Origin of the sequence: Staphylococcus pasteuri (assembly GCF_003970495.1) — a bacterium.
GTDB lineage: Bacteria > Bacillota > Bacilli > Staphylococcales > Staphylococcaceae > Staphylococcus > Staphylococcus pasteuri.
The window spans coordinates 81,674-102,819 of sequence record NZ_RXWW01000033.1 but is presented as its reverse complement, the minus strand read 5'-3'; the positions used below and the strand labels follow the sequence as shown (position 1 = coordinate 102,819).

Sequence of the window (21,146 nt, the reverse complement as noted above, 5' to 3'; positions counted from 1 at the left end):
ATGTCTACAACAACTACTAACGTAGCAAATCATAACAAAACATTAGTCGATCAAAATAAAGTCGAAAAAAATATTTCTAGTCGTATGACGAAGAATAAAGTATTTAAAGGTATATTCTTAGCTTGTACATTAATAGGATTAATCGTATTAGCAGCATTATTAATAGATACATTAATCAAAGGTGCTGGTCATTTAACACCTTCATTCTTCACTAACTTTTCATCATCTACACCATCTATGGCCGGTGTTAAAGGTGCTTTAGTGGGAACACTATGGTTAATGATTACTATCATTCCAATTTCAATTATTTTAGGTGTCGGTACAGCAATTTATCTTGAAGAATATGCTCGTAAAAATCCATTTACAGACTTTGTGAAAGTTTGTATTTCTAACTTAGCCGGGGTACCTTCAGTAGTATTCGGTTTATTAGGACTTACATTATTCGTACGTGGTATGGGAATCGAGTCATTATCTCTTGGCAAATCTATTTTAGCTGGTGCATTAACAATGTCTTTATTAATCTTACCTGTCATTATCGTAGCATCACAAGAAGCTATTCGCGCGGTACCCAATTCAGTACGTGAAGCGTCATATGGTTTAGGTGCAAATAAATGGCAAACGATTTACAAAGTCGTTTTACCAGCTGCATTACCAGGTATTTTAACTGGATTTATCTTAGCTTTATCTCGTGCATTAGGCGAAACAGCGCCTTTAATTTTAATTGGTATTCCAACAATTCTATTACGTTTACCAAGCGGCATTATGGATCAATTCCAAGCATTACCAATACAAATTTATAACTGGGCTAAAATGCCTCAAGAAGAATTCCAAAATGTTGCGTCAGCAGGCATTATCGTATTATTAATTATCTTATTATTAATGAACGGTTTAGCAATATACTTCCGTAACAAATTTAGTAAGAAATTTTAAAAACAAACGAAATATTAACATTGGGAAATCGATATTGATTATTAAGTAGACTTATTTCAACTTAATTATTTAGAAGGAGTTTTATACTATGGCTAACAAACAAGTCGAAGAAAACAAGAAATTAAATGAACTTAAAAGCAATTCAGGGCAAAGCGTTGCTACAATTGTAACTACAGATGATAAAAAAGATTCAATTTCAGATAGCGAAAGAAAAGTAGTATATTCTACTCAAAATTTAGATTTATGGTATGGCGATAACCATGCACTTCAAAATATCAATTTAGATATTCTTGAAAATAACGTCACTGCTATTATTGGGCCATCAGGTTGTGGTAAATCAACTTATATTAAAGCATTAAATCGTATGGTAGAACTTGTTCCTTCTGTAAAAACAGCTGGTAAAATTTTATACCGCGATCAAAACATATTTGATGCTAAATATTCAAAAGAGAAATTAAGAACTAATGTAGGTATGGTATTCCAACAACCAAATCCATTCCCAAAATCAATTTATGACAATATTACTTACGGGCCAAAAACACACGGTATTAAAAACAAAAAAGTATTAGATGAAATTGTTGAAAAATCACTACGTGGTGCTGCTATTTGGGATGAATTAAAAGACAGATTACACATGAATGCGTATGGTTTATCTGGTGGTCAACAACAACGTGTATGTATCGCTAGATGTTTAGCGATTGAACCTGATGTTATTTTAATGGACGAACCTACATCAGCATTAGACCCAATCTCTACTTTAAAAATAGAAGAATTAGTTCAAGAATTAAAAGAAAATTATTCAATTATTATGGTTACACATAACATGCAACAAGCAGCGCGTGTTTCTGATAAAACTGCTTTCTTCTTAAATGGTTATATTAATGAATATGACGACACTGACAAAATTTTCTCAAATCCTGCTGATAAGCAAACTGAAGATTATATTTCAGGACGATTCGGATAATAGATGGCAGTTATTAGACAAAAATACGAAGATCAACTAGAAGGCTTAATCAAAGATTTACGCCGACTAGGTCTTCGTGTTTATTTTAATATTGAGAATGCCTTAGTGTCGTTAAGTGAAGAGAAGAGAACATTTGCCAGAGAAACTATTCAAAAAGATAAAGAAATCAATCATCTAGATCATGAAATTAATGAAAAAGTGATTATGTTGATTACAAAACAGCAACCAATAGCTACAGATTTGAGAATGATGATGTCAGCATTAAAAATTTCTACAGATTTAGAGCGAATGGGAGACAATGCAGCTAATATCGCTCATATTAGACTTCGAGTCAAAATAACTGACAATTATGTATTAACTAGATTAAAAACAATGGGTAAACTTGCTATGTTAATGCTTGAAGATTTAAATACAGCCGTTAAAAATGAAGATATTACTTTGATTAAAGAAATTATCGAACGCGATCAAGATATTGATGACTTATATATCAATATCGTTAATACTACTTACTTAATTGATAATGATCCTTTCGTTGCTGGACAAGCTCATTTAGCCGCTAGAAACTTAGAACGTGTAGGGGACCATATTAGTAATATTGCTGAAAGTGTATATTACTTCTTAACTGGTAACCGTTATGAAATATCACATTAATCTAACTATATAATCCAAATTAATAAATAAACATATAATATCCCCTCAAATGAATGGTGATTCTTTCATTTGAGGGGATATTTTTATAGTTATTTTGATTGACCTTCAATCTCATCAGTTAATGCAATTGCTTCATCTACTAATTCAGAAATATAGCGAATAGTATCTTTTAATGGCGCTTCAGTTGTAATATCTACACCTGCTTGTTTAGCTAATTCAACAGGAGATAAACTGCCACCTGATTTTAACGTATTTAACCAAGCATCGACTGCTGGTTGACCTTCATTTTTGATTTTTTGAGAAACAACCGTACCAATTGTTAAACCTGCAGAATAAGTATATGAATATAATCCCATATAATAATGTGGTTGTCTCATCCAAGTTAACTCGGCACCATCAGTCATTTCAACTGCGTCACCGAAAAATGTTTGGTAAACGTTTAACATAATATCATTAAGTACTGGCGCAGTTAAAGATTCTCCATTATCTACTTTTTTATAAACTTCCCGTTGATATGCCGCTTCAAGTAAGTGTGTCACCATATTATGATAATAAGTACGTGATAAAATTGAGCCAATCACCCAACGTTTAAAACGAGGGTCATCACTATGGTTAAATAAATAATTGGCCATCAACATTTCATTCATAGTAGACGGTGCCTCTACAAAATACATAGATGCTTCAGATTCTAAGAAATTTTGATGTTTTTGTGCTAAGGTAAAATGTCCAGCGTGACCTAATTCATGTGCTAATACAAATGTTTCAGCCATTTTACCCGTCCAAGAAATAAAGACATATGAATGTGTAAAATATGGACTAGCACAAAATGCGCCAGTATCTTTACCTTTATTTTGAGCAAAATCTATCCAACGATTCTGATAAGCAGATTCAAGCATTGAAGTATAATCATCACCCAACACATTTAATGCACCATAAATATATTTTTTAGATTCTTCTATTGAAATATCTGGTTCATATGTAGGATCTATTGAAATTTTCAAATCTTCAAATCGCATTTTATCTAAACCATGAACACGTTGTAATAATTTGGCATATTTTTGCATTACTGGTGCTAAATCACTCATAATTACATCAATTTGTCTATCAAACATGTCTCGTGTCACTTCTTGTTCTTGTAACAGATAATCAATAACTGAATCATAGCCTCTTAAATCTGCTTCAATTTTTTCTTGTTGAACTTGCATATTATAAGTTGCTGCAGTTGTATGTTGATATCGTTTAATAGCATCACTAAATGATTTGAAACTTTTCTTTCTGAATTCTGCATCAGCATGATCTTCATATTCATTTTCAAATGTTGCGTAATCCATTGGATAATCTACATTTTCATGTTCAAACGATTCAAATGCGATATCTAGCATTTTTGTCGTACCATATAAATCATAAGGTTGATTAATAGTAGGGGATAAACTAGCTAAAGTTTGTTCTACTTTAGGATCTAGTTGATATGGTTTACGCTGAATGAGTTGCTGAATATAGTGTGGATATTGTGTTTCAGCTAGTAAGTGTTGTAATTCATCATCATCTAAATCTAATATTTCCGATTCTAAAAATGATAGCTGACTTGCGATTTTACCATATGAAGTATTTAATTTCGCATTTAATTGTTGTGCTGTTTCATCACTAGTATCTACACTTAGACGTAATTCTGAATAGTTTCCTAGACGATCTAATTGTATTAATAGAGTCTCATACTCATGTAATGCTTTTTCAGCAATTTGATAGTTTGTTAGTTGACCAGCAAATCGTTTATTAAAATCTATAGTTGAAGCCATTATTTCTTCTAACGTTTCGTAAAAGGCATCATCATTTTGGAATAAGTCTTTTAAATCCCAGGTTTCTGAACTTGATACATCTTTTCTATTAGGTAAGCCTTGAGACAATATGTTTCACTCCCTGTTTGTTAATATACGTCATATTATACATTAGTTATTTTTCTTACGCAGTTGATTCAGATAGGAAAATCAAACTTTAATTAAAAGTGTTATTAATGAGATATACTACTATAGTAGGTTTAGTTGTTAGTTAGAAAATAGTATAATAAAAATAGTGTTATTTTAAATAAGGAGAATTCGTATATGACAATTTTTGATATGCCCAATTTCCTATGGATTACTATATTAGCGGTCATCATACTAACAGTGTTTTGCACTTTAGTATTACATAGATGGTTTATTGCGGCAGTAATTTCATTTGTGGTTTTAGGTGTGTTGGCATTCTTAATCCCTAACTTTCAAGATATTACATATCAACCGTTATTAGGATTTGCTGCTTTTATGGCAATAATCAGTTTAATTATTAGTTTCTTATTATGGTATTTCACTCGTAATTGGAGACGTGAAAGAAAGAAAAAACGACTCGAAAAAGATATGCGTAGATATGAACAATTTGAACATGACTATAATGATGATTTCGATAAATATCGTCGTCGTTAAATATAATTTTCATAACCCGATTCTGAATATAACTAACAGAGTTGGGTTTTTAATTTTGATGTAACTAAACATTTTTACAATATAAATATTAGCGTCTATAAACTTTGGCTTTATTAATTTAATATCATCATTTTTATGGAGAGATATCAATGAATATTTTTAAAATAATCACTGCAAAGTGCATACAAATGATTGTTGTGCTGTTAGTTTTATCAACGATTACTTTTTTATTGATGAAATTATCACCGGGTAATCCAGTTGATAAGATTTTACATTTAGATACTGCACAAGTTTCAAATACACAAATTAAAGCAACAGAGGACAAACTTGGACTAAATGATTCCATATTTATTCAATGGTGGCATTGGATCAATCAAATTTTACATTTGGATTTAGGTGTTAGTTATCAAACAAATGAGCCAGTTACTCAAGAAATCACTAACTATGCACCCCCAACTTTAATTATAACTTTAGGTACACTTGTTGTTTCTATTATTATTTCATTACCATTAGGTATCTTAGCAGCAATCCATTATCATCGCCCAATTGATAAAATAATAAGAATAGGTACTTCATTATTGGTCAGTTTACCTGCATTTTTTATAGGTATACTTTTATTATATATATTTGATTTGAAATTAAACATCTTACCACCAGCTAGTGATGGTCAATTTGTTTCATATATACTTCCAATTTTAACAATGAGTATTGGTATGTGCGCATACCTCATTAGATTAATTAGATCTAATTTGTTGGATTTATATCAAAGTCCGATCGTACAAGTTTCTCGATTACGAGGTATGTCTGAACACTATATTCTATTTCATGATTTATTAAAACCTGCACTTTTACCAACCATTCCATTGATTGGGTTATCAGTAGGTAGTTTAGTCGGAGGTACGGTGGTTATTGAAAATCTATTTGAAATACCTGGTTTAGGTGCTTTTTTAGTCGATAGTATTCGTTCTAGAGATTATCCCGTTATCCAAGGCGTTGTTTTATTTATCGGCACTTTAGTCATTATTATTAATACCTTAGCTGATTTATTAAGTGTAATGTTAGACCCAAAACAACGTTTGGCTTCACACCGTAATACAAAGAAATCGTCTCAAGGATATGAACAAAAGGAGGCGACACCTCATGAAAATTAAATTCAACAAGAAAAACTGGATATTTTATGTATTTTTCATTTATATTTTAATCATTATTCTGATGCAATTTTTTGTAAATGATGAAACTGCTATAAAAGTTAATTTATCTCAAACATTTGAGCCAATAAGTGGAAAACACTTTTTAGGAACTGATGATTACGGAAGAGATTTATTTACACGTTTAGTTGTTGGTGCACGTTCAACTTTGTTGGTAACAGTATTAACACTTATCATTACAGTCATTATTGGCGTTCCACTTGGTTTATTAGCAGGTTATAAAAAAGGTTGGACAGACAATATTATTATGCGTGCAATCGATATCGGATTAAGTATTCCAGAATTTGTTATTATGATTGCTTTAGCAAGTTTCTTTCATCCAAGTATTTGGAATTTAGTTATAGCTATTACAGTTATAAAATGGATGAATTATACAAGAGTCACAAGAGGAATAGTTAACAGCGAGATGCATCAATCTTATATACGTATGGCACAACTTTTCAAAGTACCTACATCGAAGATTCTTTTTAAACATTTATTGCCTAAAGTATTACCATCAATATTAGTATTAGTCATTGTAGACTTTGGGAAAATTATTTTATATATTAGTTCGTTATCATTTTTAGGTCTTGGTGCTCAACCACCTTCACCAGAATGGGGCGCGATGTTGCAAGCAGGACGTGATTTTATAACTTCTCATCCTATTATGATGATTGCACCTGCAACGACTATTGCTATTACAATCTTAATATTTAATTTAACCGGTGATGCTTTACGTGATCGTTTATTAGAAAGGGGAAATCGATAATTGAATACTATAGACATTAAAAATCTCTCAATTGAAGACGAACATAGAAACCAACTAATAACAAATATCGATTTTACTATATATGATAAACAAGTAAATGCCATCATTGGTGAAAGTGGGGCAGGAAAAACGCTATTGATGCGTTTTATATTAAATCAACTACCGTCGCATTTTCGAGTTAATTGTGATCATTTTCATTTTAATGATCACTCTCATGGCACTATTCAATATCAATTAGGTAAAGATATCGGGTATATTTCTCAAAATTATACACAAAGTTTCAATGACCACTCTAAACTAGGCAAACAACTTGTTGCTATTTATCGCACTCATTACGATGTGACAAAACAAGAGGCTATTTCTAAAGTAAATAAAGCATTAGGATGGGTGAACTTAGAAGGTGAATTTATATTACAACGTTATAGCTTTCAATTATCAGGAGGGCAGTTAGAACGTGTATATATCGCTAGCGTACTTATGCTTGACCCAAAACTCATTATTGCTGATGAACCTGTTGCTTCTTTGGACGTCGTAAATGGACAACAAATTATGGATTTATTACAACATATTGTTAAAGATCATCATCAAACGCTTTTAATCGTTACTCATAACATGAGTCATGTTTTAAAATATGCAGATTACATTAATGTTATGAAATTTGGACAAATCATAGATTATGGCGACCTTAACTATTTTCAAAGTCACCATATCAATCCTTATTCTCAACAATTATTACATTCTAGAAGTCATTTAAAGAAGGATGAACATGATTAAATTAGACAATGTTTCTTTCAATTACCATAAAAATCTACCTGTGTTGAAACATATTAATTTAACAATACAAGATAATGAAATCGTTGGTATTGTTGGGGAAAGTGGGTCAGGGAAGAGTACACTTGCCTCATTATTAATGAATGAACACAGCCCATCAGAGGGATTTATTAAGTCAGATACTCAAGACATACTACCTGTATTTCAACATGCTTCAGAAAGTTTTAATCCTAATATGACTATCCAACAGTCATTGTCTGAACCTTTGATCTACTATAAAAAGTATAATGATAATGATATTGATAAAATCATCAACGATACAACACAATCATTTAATTTACCATTATCTTTACTAACAAAATATCCTAGTGAATTAAGTGGTGGTCAGCTACAACGTTTTAACTTGATGCGTACGTTACTCGCAAAACCACAAATATTAATTTGCGATGAAATTACATCCAATTTAGATGTTATCGCAGAACAACACATGTTAGATATTTTAAAAGAAAATTATCAAAAACATATACAAACTTTAATTATGATTTCACACGATTTGTCTGTCATTCAGCGGATGTGTCAACGTATGATTGTATTACAAAATGGCGAAATTGTTGATGATTTTGAAACTGGATTGTTATTTAATGAGGACCGACATCCTTATACTAAACAACTTGTTCAAGCATTTGAATAAATAAGTTAAAAAGTGAGTGGGGAAGGCATTACATTGCCAACCTCACTCACTTTTTTATTGTTTTATTGAATGTTACTTTTTATTTTTAAAGGCATCTTGTATATGGTCAAGTTGATCAATTGTAAGTTGATGTCCACCTTCACCAAAGTACCATGCATTTGATTCAAATTGATATACTTCATCATTTTTAATTGCTTTAACATTCTTAATGACTTTATTATTTAATTCTTTAGGTATAGTTTTGTCATTACCATCTTTAGTACGGTTAATTACGAATATTTTATCAGGATTAATTTTATTTAAGTATTCATAACTCACTTGATTTCCCGCTGAATTTGCTTTCATATTGTCATCAGCATGTTGAATACCTAGATCTTTATTTAAAAAGCCACCAAAACGACCAGTATTAGCAAATGCTTTCATACCTTTATCATCAACCAACAATAATAATACTTTGTCTTTAGTAATTACACGTTGTGTTTCTTTAACTTTATCTTTCAATTGTTTATTTAAAGATTTGGCTTTTTGCTTTTTATCAAATATTTTACCAAGTTGATTTGTCGTATTTTCAATTGAAGAAATGTAGTTATCGTTATCTGGGCTTACAAATAAAATTTTAGCATTAGGTGCAGCCTTCTTCATTTCATCAACAGTTTTCGTATGTGCTTGTCTGAAAGAAGCAAGTATTAAGTCTGGTTTTGCTTTAGCTAAGTTATCATAATTAGGGCGCCCAGGATTTCCTAAATTAATGTATTTTTTATCTTTAAATTCAGATAAAGAGTGGGGTAAAAAGCTATTACCTTGACCTTTAGCAATTGCTTTAATATGACTTTGAAGAACCCATTTGTTGCATAATATCTAAAGCACCGTAGTCCATAACTGCGACATTTTTAGCATTTTTAGGTACCTTGACTGTCTCAGTTTTCTTATCTCCTTTAGAGTGGGTATTGTTTTTATCTTTAAATTCATATGTATTCTTTATAGTAACTGTGTCTTTATTTTGTTCCTTTGATTTATGAGAACCTTGACTACAAGCTACTAAAATTAATCCTATCATTAAAATAAATAATAATTTACATGTATTTTTCATAATAATCCTCCTTATCAATATTATAATTGAAAATGAGAATCATTATCAATAGGAATTTTACTTATTTTACAACCATTTATCTATTACTTCACATACGGCTTCATTAGTATTTTCAATTAATGTAATATTAGTATTATTGATGAATGTTGTATGGTCCATATGTTCATTTGTGACAAAGTAGCCTTGTGTAGCATGTTCTAGCATTTGAATATCGTTATGATCGTTACCAAAAGCTATATATTCAGTGGCATTACCAATGAGTTTTTGGATAGTAGTATGTTTATCAATACCTTGAGCTGTAATATCAATATATCGTTCATTAAGATGATGTATAAGTTCAACTGATTTAGATTTTTCAGCTAAAATCGTAGCAATTTCTTCAAAATCATCTTTACGAATTTCTAATATAATGGCTTTAATTGGTTGAGAAATGTCATTCATATCTAAAGCCTTTGCAGTATTATTAGGGTCAATTCGTTGAAATAATTCATTTGTAGTATCTAAGTTCGTTGAATAGTTGTATTTATCATCAAATATGTATTTTAGTTGGTATGCATTTACAATATCTTTAATTAATTGCAAATCATCGAGTGGGATTGATTTAATAACTTCAATACGACCATTTTGAGAAATAATTGAGCCATTGCCACCAATAAGTGTAAAATCTTCAAATTCTGGAATTACTGGTAATAAATCTCTAATTGGACGTGCTGATGCAAATATAACTTGATGACCGTTAGCATGTAGTTTAAACATACGATCGATAATACGTTGATCTACATGTAGACCATCAAATGAAATCGTACCATCAATATCAAAAACAAAATTCATAAAACAAAACTCCTAAACTAAAATGATGAACATATTATAGCATGGTGTAAGTTTGCGTTAATAAACGAAATTCATTTGTAATAAACAGAAAATAGGGTCCCCTGTATCGAATATCTATAACTTCCTATAATATATATTATGTAAACTAAAATCAAAAAATAACTTAGTCTCCTTGGATTATTCTTAAATTCTAAATTTCATTACCGTATTTTATATTTTACAATTCGTTATATTTTTAAGTAGTTTTGTTTTTGTATGACTTATAACTATTAAACCTTAATTTATCCTGTATTGATTTTTATAAGTCTGTAGTTAATAATATCCATTATCTTGTTAATCTCAATATAAGATAAATTATTACTTTGATACAGACTATCAAATAATTTCTATTAAATGCTAACTGTTATAATCTCACAGAAACTAAGACTATTATGTGATATACCAATAAATGCTACAAACTTCAGCTTATGTCATATCGCATAACTGACATATCTATTGATATTATCAATTAATCATCTATATGAATTCTTTTTACACATATATTATTAATGAAATTTAACATATAAAATCATATAACTCTAAACTTCGGTACACGATTATTAACACAAATCTATTTATACATATTTGTAAATTAAATAATAGTTTTAAACATTCCTGTACGTAATTTGTTATATTTCCGCTAATATTAGTGATATTCTACTTATAATTAATTTATTAAAAATTTCGCTATAACTATTGTTGTTAAGCGATTCTATTATGCTATGATTATTTTAGTAGGGTGCAATATGATTATAAAAATTAGAATTTTTATAATATTTATTTGTAGATTTTAACTTTTGAATAAAGTAGATAAATATTAAAAGAGATTGAGACACTGGCCCCAACCTCTTAAATACAATAAATTATTCTATTTAACTTACTTTTTCACTTTTCTACGAATACGATCTAATGTAGTGAATAACCAATATTTCACTTTGTTAATTGGCTTATAAAAATCTCCTATTAACTCTTCAATTTGAACATTAAAGCCTCGTTTAAAGCGATAAACACCGTAGTCCTCACTATTTTCAGTAAAATCACCAGATAAGCCATAAAAATTGTAACGATCATAGCCATTATCGAAGCAATAATTAATCATGAACCAATGCATCATGTATGGACCCATGTATTGATTGAATTTTTCTGATGAACCACCTGAGAAATAGTTAACTTCATAAGCATTAGCAAAGTATACACCTGAAGCAAGATTCAATATTGAACCATCAGTTTGACGAATTTCACTCGCTTGAAGCATTTCTTTTTTGTCATGCTCAATTTGTTTGTCTAACTCACTAATTTTCTTAAGTTGCTTATCACTTTTATTTTCGTTAGCCATCATTTGATCGCGGCGGCTTTCTTTATCATTTAGTGAATGCTGTAATGATTCAATATATTCATCTAAATCAATATATGCTAAAGGAACTAATACTTTATCTCCATAATGGTCTATAAAATTATAAAAGTATTGATCCGTTTTAGAAGCAAAACCAGTTCTTTCTTCAGTTTCACGATAAAGTTCTAAGAAGAGATCAAATTCGTCCCTACTTAAAAATCTTACTTTAACTCCGTAGTTTATCGCTTTATTAATATTTCTTTTACGTTGACTATCAAATTCTTTTTTCAATGATGCAGGTGTTTTCCCCTCTAAATTTAATACACCCATCCATCTTACTTGACTGAAATTATCATATGTTGTTGTAAATCCATGATGCTCATAGCCATGTGATTTAAATAAATTAACGAGTGCATCATTTTTTTCATGATTATCTAGAGGTTTAATATCTTTATCATAAATTTGATAAATCCAATATGGATCCATTTTGACATATAAACATTGATGTTGTTGTAAGTATTTTTCTAACTCTCTCAAATAAAAGTCAACTAGTCCTAAGTCAGAATAATCCATAACAGGGCCGCGGTTTGAATAATAAACGTAACTACCCATTGTTGGAATTTTAGAAAATAGACTTGCTGCAATGACCTTATTACTTTCATCTTTTATACCTAATAATACAACCTGAAAACCATCTGTTTCACGAGTAGCAATATTTTCTTTTACTTGAAAATAATGACTTTCTAAAGATGGATTTTGTACAAAGTTCTCAAATTCTTTAACTGTCAACTCTGTAAATTTCATATTTAGATAATTCCCTTCCTAATAAAAATTTATTATTTATGTTTATTTTTTAAGTAATTTCTTTAATGTAGTATAAACAGTGTACATAGGTTTATTTATTGGTTTAAGAAAATCTCCTACATATTCAATGACATCAGCATTATAGCCTTTTTTAAATTTAATTACACCAGCATCTTCTGCATCTTCTGTGAAGTCCCCACTGATTCCATAAAAATTATAACGATTGATGCCATGTTCTAGTGCATAATTAATCATTGTCCATTGTACAGCATAACTACCTGCGAAGTGTCGATATTTGTTTGACGTACCGCCTGCATAGTAAACAACTTCGAAAGGATTAATAAAGAAGTAACCTGCAGAAATTGGTAATTCATTACCATGTTCTGCTTGAAGTCGTTGTGCTTCATCTAATTTCTGTTGATTAGCAGCTATTTGTTGCTCTAAGTTAGCCTTTTTATTATGTGATTTTTTATTATCTGGGCGCTTTTCAATATCTTTGATGGCTTTATTTAAATCTTTGTTTAGTGTCTCTTTTTCATTATTTAACTCTTCAATATATTCATCAAAATTAATATATGCTAATGGCACTAAAACTCGATCTTTGAAATGTTTAAAACGATCATAATAATAATTATCGTCTCTATCTTGGAATTCTTTAGTTTCTGATGTATCTTCCATAAATGATCTAAATATTGGTAATTCTTCTTCGGATAAGAATTTAACTTTCACACCATTTTTTTGTACCTTTTTAGTATTACGTTTACGTAAATTATCCATTCCGTCTAAAACATCTTTAGCGGTCTTGTCTTTTAAGTCTAATACTGAATGATATCTAACTTGTAATACTGGATGAAAGCCTTTATGAAAACCTTCATGTTTAAACCCTAGTGATTTCATTTTATCAAATATCCAATCATGGCCGGCATTTCCAAGGACTTCCCCATCATGATTTAAATATTGATACGGTACATATGGATCTACTCTTAAATAAAGACAGTTATGCTTTTTAACATATTTAGTTAATTCATTAAAAAAGTAATGAACTAATTCTTTATTATCATAATCAATGACTGGACCTCTATTAGTATAGAAATACTTGAAGAATTTCAACACTGGTACTGCTGTTAGTAAACATGCTGCAATGACTTCATTGTCGTTATTCTTGATACCAACTAAATGCGACTCTGTACCTTCAGCAAGTTTCAATTCATAGTTACCTATCATTTGTGTGAAATGGGTGTAAGGCATTTGGTCTGTAAAATCGCCAAATTCCTTCGCTGTTAAGTTTGTAAACTTCATTATCATAACTCCTATTGTTTTTATCTCTATTTTTATCTCTGTTAAGAATTCGATTTAAGTTCAAATTATACTATGTTCAAATGATGTTACTTTCTATGTATATAATATCTAATAATACTTAAATATATGCAATATAAATATTGCTATCTATGTTGTCTATATAAGTTATTACTGATACCCCTTAAAAATTAATAATTTTAATATTACTTAGGGATGTTTTTCATAACCTTTTCAACTTATTTTGACTAAATGTAATAAATAATAGTATGAGTTAAATATATAAACCCATACTATTAATGTATTATCATCTATTATTTTAATGCATTTACAAACCTATTGCCAATGACTTCCCTTAAAACATTGTAAAATTTATGCAATTTGATTAAGTTCTATCATAATACGTGTATTAAATTACATATATCCTTTATATTTACATTTTTCTGATTTATCATGCTATGAATTAAAATCCATACATTTAAATTATTGATTTAGTGCATGTCGTATCGAGTTGAAATATTTAATATTTTCTTCAGTCGAATCATTATCGAATCGTCTTACTATTTCACTACCTATGACTACACCATCTGCAATTTGTGAAATATCTTTAACGTGTTGCACATTTCTAATTCCAAAACCAGCTACGACCGGAACCTGAGCAGTTCGTTTAATTAAATTAAGTTTGGATTTTAACTCTGGATGGAACTCACCATTTTTTCCAGTAGTTGCATTCATTGTAACAGTGTAAATAAAACCTTCAGCTTTTTCAGCTATTAATTTCATTCGTTCTTCAGTCGTTGTCATAGCAATTAATGGAATTATTTTCACATTACTTTCATGTGTTTGTTGTTTTAATTTTTGAGCAAGTTCAAATGGTAAATCAGGTATAATCACTCCATAAACACCTGCTCGTTGACAAGCTTCAAAAAATGCTTATTCACCATAATTACAAATAATATTATAGTAAGTCATTAACACATACTGACTTTTAATTTCTAATTGATGTAATTCTAGTTGATCGAAAATGTATTCAATTGTAATACCTTCTTCTATAGCTTTTCCACCAGCTTCCATTATTGTCGGTCCATCTGCCACTGGATCTGAAAATGGTACACCAACTTCAATAATATCTGCGCCACACTGACTCAACACTTTCATATGTTCTATCATTTTAGAATTACCCATTATATATGGAATAAATAGTTTACTCATTTGTGTCACCTCTTTGTTGTGTGTATTGACGTATCGTATTCATATCTTTATCACCACGACCAGAAAGTGTGACAACAATGATGTCATCTTTATTCATAGTTGGTGCTAGTCTTTCTACATAACTTAATGCATGCGCACTTTCAATGGCTGGAATAATTCCTTCAGCTTTAGTGAAACGTATTAAAGCTTCCATAGCCTGTTCATCACTAGCTTCGGTATAAGTTACACGTCCAATGTCGTTATAATAAGAATGCTCAGGACCAATACCTGGATAATCTAAACCAGCTGAAATGGAATGTGCTAATTGCACTTGTCCATGCTTATCTTGAATTAAATACATTTTGGCACCATGTAAAACTCCAGGATTCCCTTTACCAATTGCAAGTGCATGTTTATCAGTATTTTTGCCTTTACCTGCTGCTTCAACACCATATAGTTTCACTTCATCTTGAATAAATGGATAAAATGTGCCGATAGCATTAGAGCCACCACCAATACAAGCAACAATTGCATCCGGTAATCGATTTTCTTTGTTCAATATTTGAGATTTAATTTCTTTTCCTATTACGCTTTGTAAATCTCTAACTATTGTTGGAAATGGATCTGGCCCTAATGCAGATCCTAAAAGATAATGTGTATCTTCAACATGACTAACCCAATATTGCAATGCTTTGTTTACTGCATCTGATAAAGTGCCTTGACCTTCTTCAACCGAAACAACTTTAGCGCCTAACAATTCCATTCTAAAGACATTTAATTGTTGTCTTTGAATATCTTCTTTTCCCATAAAGACAATGAGTTCCATATCGAATAATGCAGCAACTGTTGCACTAGCCACACCATGTTGTCCAGCACCTGTTTCAGCTACTAGTTTACGTTTACCCATACGTTTTGCTAACAGTGCTTGTCCAAGTGCATTATTAATTTTATGCGCACCAGTGTGGTTAAGGTCTTCTCTTTTTAAATAAATTTTTGCTCCACCTAATTGCTCTGTATATGCTTTGGCATAAGTTAAGGGTGTTTCTCTACCCACATATTCTTTTAAATAATATTGAAGTTCATCTTGAAATTTTTGATCATTTTTAGCTTTTTGGTATGCTTGTTTTAGTTCTATGATTGCTGGCATTAATGTCTCCGGTACATATTGTCCACCACATTCTCCAAAGAACCCTAATTCATCTGCTTCCGTTTGTATTTGTTTAATCATAACTCATTCCCCTTTCACTATATTAAAGATTGTTTTCATTTTGCGTTTATCTTTTCGTTCATTTGTTTCAATACCAGAGGCGATATCATAACCTAAATGTTTTAAAGGCATATGTTGAATCGTCTTAATATGTTCATCATTGAGACCACCTGCTATTAAAAATGGTGTATCTTCAATATGTTTTATTAAATTCCAATCAAAAGTTTGACCTGTACCACCATATTCAATAGATGGTGTATCTATAATAAATAAATCAACATACGGTTTATATAAATCAAGTTGACTATTGAGGTCTTGAGTAGCGGGTAACGCTTTAAAAATTTTAATATTTGGATATTGGTGTTTAACCCATTTGATAAGTTCAATATTTTCGTTACCATGAAATTGGATTGTATCAATATTAGTAAGCGTAACTAGTTGTTGGATTTGATTCTTATCTGGATTCACTACAACAACTACACGTTGTATAGTCTTAGGAACAAGCGCTGACAAATGCTGAATTTGATTAATGTCTAGATGACGTCGACTTTTGGAAAAATGGATAAATCCTATCGCATCGATATCACTCTCAATTGCCTTTTTCACATCATCTTCATATCTGAATCCACAAAATTTTAAATACATGATTTCACCTTGTTTAACTTAAGTGTTGGTAGAAATTGACTTAAATCATCACATTTCATTAAAGCTTCTCCAATAAGTAATCCATCGATACCTGAGTTTATAATTTGTTCAACATCAGACTTATTATGAATGCCACTCTCAGAAATATAATAAAATCCATCTTCCCTATCTGCTAAAATGTCATTTGTATGATTAACATCAGTTACAAATTGCTTTAAGTCTCTATTATTAATTCCTATTATTTCTGGCTGTATTTGATATGCTCTATTAAGTTCATCTTTGTCATGAACTTCTACTAACACTCCTAAATTAAGTTGTGTCGCATATTGGTATAATCGTTGAAGCTGTTCATCAGATAAAATATTAACAATAAGTAAAATAATCGATGCTCCTGCAGTTTTTGCTACATCTATTTGAATTTCATCTATGATAAAATCCTTACATAAAATGGGTAATGTTGTTTGTGGTGCTAACTCTTGTAACCTTTCAAAGCTTCCTCCAAAATATTGTTCATCAGTAAGTATTGATATTGCATTAGCCCCATACGTTTCATAATCTTTAATTTGCTGTGATAAATCTCGTTCTGGTAATTGATTTACAGAAGGACTTTTAGATTTTATTTCTGCAATGATAGAAAGTTGTTCATCATTGGCTAAACTTTCTTTTAATGTTTTTTTCTTTAGGTGTGGCGTGTGTTCATTGTTGTATGATTTGAGTGATATTAATTTTTCTTGATAATAATGAGACGATAATAATTTCTTTTTATAACTTACAATTTCATCTAATATTGTCATTTAATTCCCCACCATTCTTAAATATTGTTTCATAGCTAAACCACTATCAATTAAATATTGAGCAAGATTGATACCTGTTTGAATATCTTTAACTTTTTCTGCAACATATAAAGCTATACCTGCATTCAACACAACAACATCTCTTTTACTTGTGTGATCTTGTCCATTCAATATATTTACTGTAATTGCTTTATTTTCCTCAGATGTGCCACCTTTTAAAGTATCATTAGAAGCATTGCGTAATCCGAAGTCTTTAGCATTAATCGTATATGTTTCTATATCTTTACCTGCGGTTACTTCATAAATTAAGTTGTCTCCTGATAAACTTGCTTCATCCATACCTCCTGCGCCGTGAAGTACAATTGCTTTCTTACGACCCAAGTCTTTTACTGTTTGAGCAACATTACCTAATTGATTGGGATCATAAATACCCATTACTTGGTATGTTAATTTAAAAGGATTAATTAACGGTCCCACTAGATTGAAAATAGTTGGCTTTGACATCATTTTTCTAATGGGTTGAATATATTTCATAATTGGATATGATTCTGTAGCGCTGACAAATGCTAAATTATATTGTTGTAATGTGTTAATCACATCGTTAACTTTTGTAGTATTTATATTTAATTGATTGAGTAAATCTGTGCTTCCAGAATTAGAAGTGATACTCTTGTTTCCGTGCTTCACAATTAAAGCTCCTGCACTAGCAACTATAAATGAAGCGGTCGTCGAAATATTAAAACTTCCTGACTTGTCCCCTCCCGTACCACATACACACATTGCGCCTTCATAGTAAGGTTGTTCTTTATACATTGTTTTAATTAAACTTTTAGCTAAAAATGTTAACTCAGTTTGCTGCATTTCTTTATCAGTATATGTTTTTAAAGCCTTATATTTAACTTGATTTTCAACTTCTGGATTAATCATTAAATTTATAAATGATTTCATATCTTCTTCATTTAAGTGTTGTTGCTTTTCTAGTTGTTGTAAAATTTTCATCTAATCACCCTTTACTGCTAAATTAATAAAGTTTTTAATAATATCTTCTCCGTATTCTGTTGCAAAAGATTCTGGATGATATTGAATTCCAAAATGCAATTGATTTTCGTGTTCAAATGACTGGATACAATCATTTGTTGTTCCAGTTATAATTAGTGACTTAGGAAAATGTTTTGCGTCGCTAACTAATGAGTGGTAACGCATGACATTAAAGTTTAGAGGTAAGTCTCTATATAGTATGGAGGTACCATTTTGCTTTATTTCATCTACTTTTCCATGCATTACAGTTTCACCTTGTATTACTTTTCCGTCGTAATAACACGTGAGTGCTTGTGCTCCTAAACAAACGCCAAGTATGGGTTTATCTTTATAACGTTCAATAATATTAACTAACCATTTATTATCCAATGGATGGCCTGGTCCAGGTGAAATAATGACACCATCTACATCTTGATTCATTACCTTTTCATCATCTGGATATAGTACAGTGACATCTTCTTTTGGCATATGCTGCATTACGATGTCAACTAGGTTATAAGTAAATGAGTCATAATTATCGACAATTAATATCATGGTGACACCTCCAATAAACTTTTAGCTTTTAATTTGGTTTCTTCTAATTCCTTCTGTGGTTCAGAATCATAAACAACGCCACAACCTGCTTCTACATTGATATATGTGTCATCAATCATCATTGTTCGTATTGCAAGTGCAAAGTCTAAGTTGTGATTACAATTGATATAACCAATGCCACCACTGTATACACCACGTTTGTTGGGCATAACTTCATAAATTCTTTGTATTGCTCTTAGTTTTGGTGCACCAGAAACTGTTCCGGTTGGTAATAAACTTGCTATCACAGACATTGGTGAAATATCTTTTTTAATTTGCCCTGTGACTTCGCTTACTATATGCATTACGTGTTCATATTTCTCTATTTCCATCAATTTCTTAATATGAGACGTTCCATTTCGGCATATCCTGTGAATATCATTTCTACCTAAGTCTACTAACATACTATGTTCGCTGCGTTCTTTTTCGTCATTAATTAGCTGATGTGCATTAGCTTCATCTTCTTCTAGTGTCCGTCCTCTTTTGATAGTTCCAGCAATTGGGTTGGTTTCAACTAAACCATCATGCACTTTTACAAAACTTTCAGGCGAACTACCTACAATAATTGGTTCACTCATATTGATGTAATACATGTATGGACTTGGATTTTGTCTTTTTAAATTTTGATATAACTGAAATGATAATGATTGACGTTGATTTTCAAAATGATGTTGATAGCGATAAATCCTTGAAGGTACTACTTGAAACATATCACCTTCAGTTATTTTCTTTTTAAAATCACTAACAATTTCCATGAAATGTTGTTCACTTATGTTGGTTTCTATTTGTTTGTCCTTAGCTTTAAATTGAATACTTGGTTGATATACTTGAATCGTTTTGAGTTGTTCGATTCTTTCTTTTACACGTTTAATTAATTTTTCTCGAGCTACTTGAGAGAATAGATTTGTACTAATGACATATAATTCTTCTTTGTAATGATCAAACACATAAACGTCTTCAATCATGTGAAAATTAACATCATGTTGTGGATGATCATCTAAATTTATGTTTTGTAATATAGGAAATTCATGTCTTACTAAATCAAAACTGCATGTTCCAATAAAACCTGAGATAAATGGTAATTCTTGTAAACTTTTATCTTCTATATCTTCATAGTATTGATTAACAAATTGTTTTAAATATTGATATGGTTTCTCTGTTATAGTTTCGTTTTTGTGTTGAGTACTAATATAAACTTGATTGCTATCTAGCGTGATTTTTCCATAACTATCAAACACAACAATGGAAAATCTTCCCTTAAGTTTATTCTGACTCGAACTTTCTAAAATAATTTTTCGGTTTTTGAGTTGAGCTAAAGTTTCTGGTGTTATATTGGATTGTAGTTTTTCATAATATATTTCCACTTTTGAATACTCCTTTATAATTAATATTGCTTTCTTATTCATGTTTATCTTTTAGTTTGTTTTATTAGATTGCTTATTTCTGAAGAATGATTTTTATGCAAATAAAAATCAGCCTCCTATAAAAGGACGCTGACGCGTGGTACCACCTTAATTAACGTAATATTCTTAACATTCAGAATATTAAACGTTCACTCATTTTCTTTATTTAATTATTTGTCTTTATTTGCAAAACCCAATTTCATTTATAGAGGTGTTAGTTCTCATCACACACTAACTTTCTGTCACTACCTTGCTACAAACTACTACATTTTGCACCAATGAAAAAAGCACCACGAAACGCGTAAAATCAATAAGGACGCGTTACCGTGGTGCCACCTTAGTTAACAAATTATTATTGCTCACTTTTATACTATTTAATTTTATATTCGAAAGCCCAATTCACTGAATATGTTGTGCTAATTTACATTAACCATTAGCTTTCTATTTGCTACAAATCACATTCGCTACTTTATCTTCCGAATT

The 21,146-nt window shown here is 30.5% G+C and carries 18 protein-coding genes and 2 pseudogenes; 8 read left to right on the top strand and 12 right to left on the bottom strand.

Features of this window, described 5'->3' with window-relative positions:
• From pstA to phoU, 3 genes are all read left to right on the top strand, one after another.
• On the top strand, positions 1 to 930 hold the full coding sequence (gene pstA, locus CD121_RS05130; RefSeq protein WP_126567554.1) for a phosphate ABC transporter permease PstA: 930 nt from the start codon (positions 1 to 3) through the stop codon (positions 928 to 930).
• Positions 931 to 1,018: 88 nt separating this feature from the next.
• Positions 1,019 to 1,894 carry a phosphate ABC transporter ATP-binding protein PstB gene (pstB, locus tag CD121_RS05125; RefSeq protein WP_070451208.1) on the top strand — a complete coding sequence of 292 codons (876 nt, stop codon included), beginning with the start codon at positions 1,019 to 1,021 and terminating at the stop codon, positions 1,892 to 1,894.
• A 3-nt stretch (positions 1,895 to 1,897) separates the two neighbouring features.
• Positions 1,898 to 2,545 carry a phosphate signaling complex protein PhoU gene (phoU, locus tag CD121_RS05120; protein WP_126567553.1) on the top strand — a complete coding sequence of 216 codons (648 nt, stop codon included), beginning with the start codon at positions 1,898 to 1,900 and terminating at the stop codon, positions 2,543 to 2,545.
• Positions 2,546 to 2,634: 89 nt separating this feature from the next.
• Here phoU and pepF read toward each other — a convergent pair whose 3' ends face one another.
• Positions 2,635 to 4,449, bottom strand: a complete 1,815-nt coding sequence (gene pepF, locus CD121_RS05115) for an oligoendopeptidase F (protein ID WP_126567552.1) — start codon at positions 4,447 to 4,449, stop codon at positions 2,635 to 2,637.
• Between the two features lie 195 nt (positions 4,450 to 4,644).
• On the opposite strand from pepF, the gene CD121_RS05110 reads away from it, so the two are divergent.
• From CD121_RS05110 to CD121_RS05090, 5 genes are all read left to right on the top strand, one after another.
• Entirely contained in the window at positions 4,645 to 5,001 is a 357-nt protein-coding gene (locus CD121_RS05110) for a hypothetical protein (protein ID WP_029055375.1), read from the top strand.
• A gap of 149 nt (positions 5,002 to 5,150) precedes the next feature.
• Positions 5,151 to 6,152: a nickel ABC transporter permease gene (gene nikB / locus CD121_RS05105; RefSeq protein ID WP_017636982.1), complete on the top strand. Its 1,002-nt coding sequence runs from the start codon at positions 5,151 to 5,153 to the stop codon at positions 6,150 to 6,152.
• Positions 6,142 to 6,957 (top strand): nickel transporter permease, encoded by an 816-nt coding sequence (nikC, locus tag CD121_RS05100; RefSeq protein WP_126567551.1) that lies wholly within the window; start codon positions 6,142 to 6,144, stop codon positions 6,955 to 6,957. Before nikB ends, nikC begins: the two co-directional genes overlap by 11 nt.
• Positions 6,958 to 7,731, top strand: coding sequence for an ATP-binding cassette domain-containing protein (locus tag CD121_RS05095; RefSeq protein WP_126567550.1), 774 nt, complete (start codon positions 6,958 to 6,960; stop codon positions 7,729 to 7,731).
• Positions 7,724 to 8,419 carry an ABC transporter ATP-binding protein gene (locus CD121_RS05090; protein WP_029055379.1) on the top strand — a complete coding sequence of 232 codons (696 nt, stop codon included), beginning with the start codon at positions 7,724 to 7,726 and terminating at the stop codon, positions 8,417 to 8,419. Before CD121_RS05095 ends, CD121_RS05090 begins: the two co-directional genes overlap by 8 nt.
• 72 nt (positions 8,420 to 8,491) lie before the next feature.
• Here CD121_RS05090 and CD121_RS05085 read toward each other — a convergent pair.
• From CD121_RS05085 to CD121_RS05035, 11 genes and pseudogenes are all read right to left on the bottom strand, one after another.
• A pseudogene (locus CD121_RS05085) lies at positions 8,492 to 9,509 on the bottom strand (siderophore ABC transporter substrate-binding protein).
• Between the two features lie 66 nt (positions 9,510 to 9,575).
• Positions 9,576 to 10,340, bottom strand: coding sequence for an HAD-IIB family hydrolase (locus CD121_RS05080; RefSeq protein WP_126567549.1), 765 nt, complete (start codon positions 10,338 to 10,340; stop codon positions 9,576 to 9,578).
• 916 nt (positions 10,341 to 11,256) lie between these two features.
• On the bottom strand, positions 11,257 to 12,516 hold the full coding sequence (locus CD121_RS05075; protein ID WP_017636406.1) for an aminoacyltransferase: 1,260 nt from the start codon (positions 12,514 to 12,516) through the stop codon (positions 11,257 to 11,259).
• Between the two features lie 42 nt (positions 12,517 to 12,558).
• On the bottom strand, positions 12,559 to 13,815 hold the full coding sequence (locus CD121_RS05070; protein WP_029055383.1) for an aminoacyltransferase: 1,257 nt from the start codon (positions 13,813 to 13,815) through the stop codon (positions 12,559 to 12,561).
• 480 nt (positions 13,816 to 14,295) lie between these two features.
• A pseudogene (gene trpA / locus CD121_RS05065) lies at positions 14,296 to 15,024 on the bottom strand (tryptophan synthase subunit alpha).
• A complete protein-coding gene (gene trpB, locus CD121_RS05060; RefSeq protein ID WP_126567548.1) occupies positions 15,017 to 16,231 on the bottom strand; it encodes a tryptophan synthase subunit beta in 1,215 nt (404 codons plus the stop codon). The pseudogene trpA and the gene trpB overlap by 8 nt, the downstream one beginning before the upstream one ends.
• 3 nt (positions 16,232 to 16,234) lie before the next feature.
• Positions 16,235 to 16,855 carry a phosphoribosylanthranilate isomerase gene (locus CD121_RS05055; protein WP_108000418.1) on the bottom strand — a complete coding sequence of 207 codons (621 nt, stop codon included), beginning with the start codon at positions 16,853 to 16,855 and terminating at the stop codon, positions 16,235 to 16,237.
• A complete protein-coding gene (trpC, locus tag CD121_RS05050; RefSeq protein ID WP_126567547.1) occupies positions 16,846 to 17,649 on the bottom strand; it encodes an indole-3-glycerol phosphate synthase TrpC in 804 nt (267 codons plus the stop codon). Before trpC ends, CD121_RS05055 begins: the two co-directional genes overlap by 10 nt.
• Complete coding sequence (gene trpD / locus CD121_RS05045) at positions 17,650 to 18,648, bottom strand: anthranilate phosphoribosyltransferase (protein ID WP_108000416.1); 999 nt, start codon at positions 18,646 to 18,648, stop codon at positions 17,650 to 17,652.
• Positions 18,649 to 19,221, bottom strand: a complete 573-nt coding sequence (locus CD121_RS05040; RefSeq protein ID WP_126567546.1) for an anthranilate synthase component II — start codon at positions 19,219 to 19,221, stop codon at positions 18,649 to 18,651.
• Positions 19,218 to 20,624: an anthranilate synthase component I gene (locus tag CD121_RS05035; RefSeq protein WP_126567545.1), complete on the bottom strand. Its 1,407-nt coding sequence runs from the start codon at positions 20,622 to 20,624 to the stop codon at positions 19,218 to 19,220. The genes CD121_RS05040 and CD121_RS05035 overlap by 4 nt, the downstream gene beginning before the upstream one ends.
• Between the last annotated feature and the right edge of the window lie 522 nt (positions 20,625 to 21,146).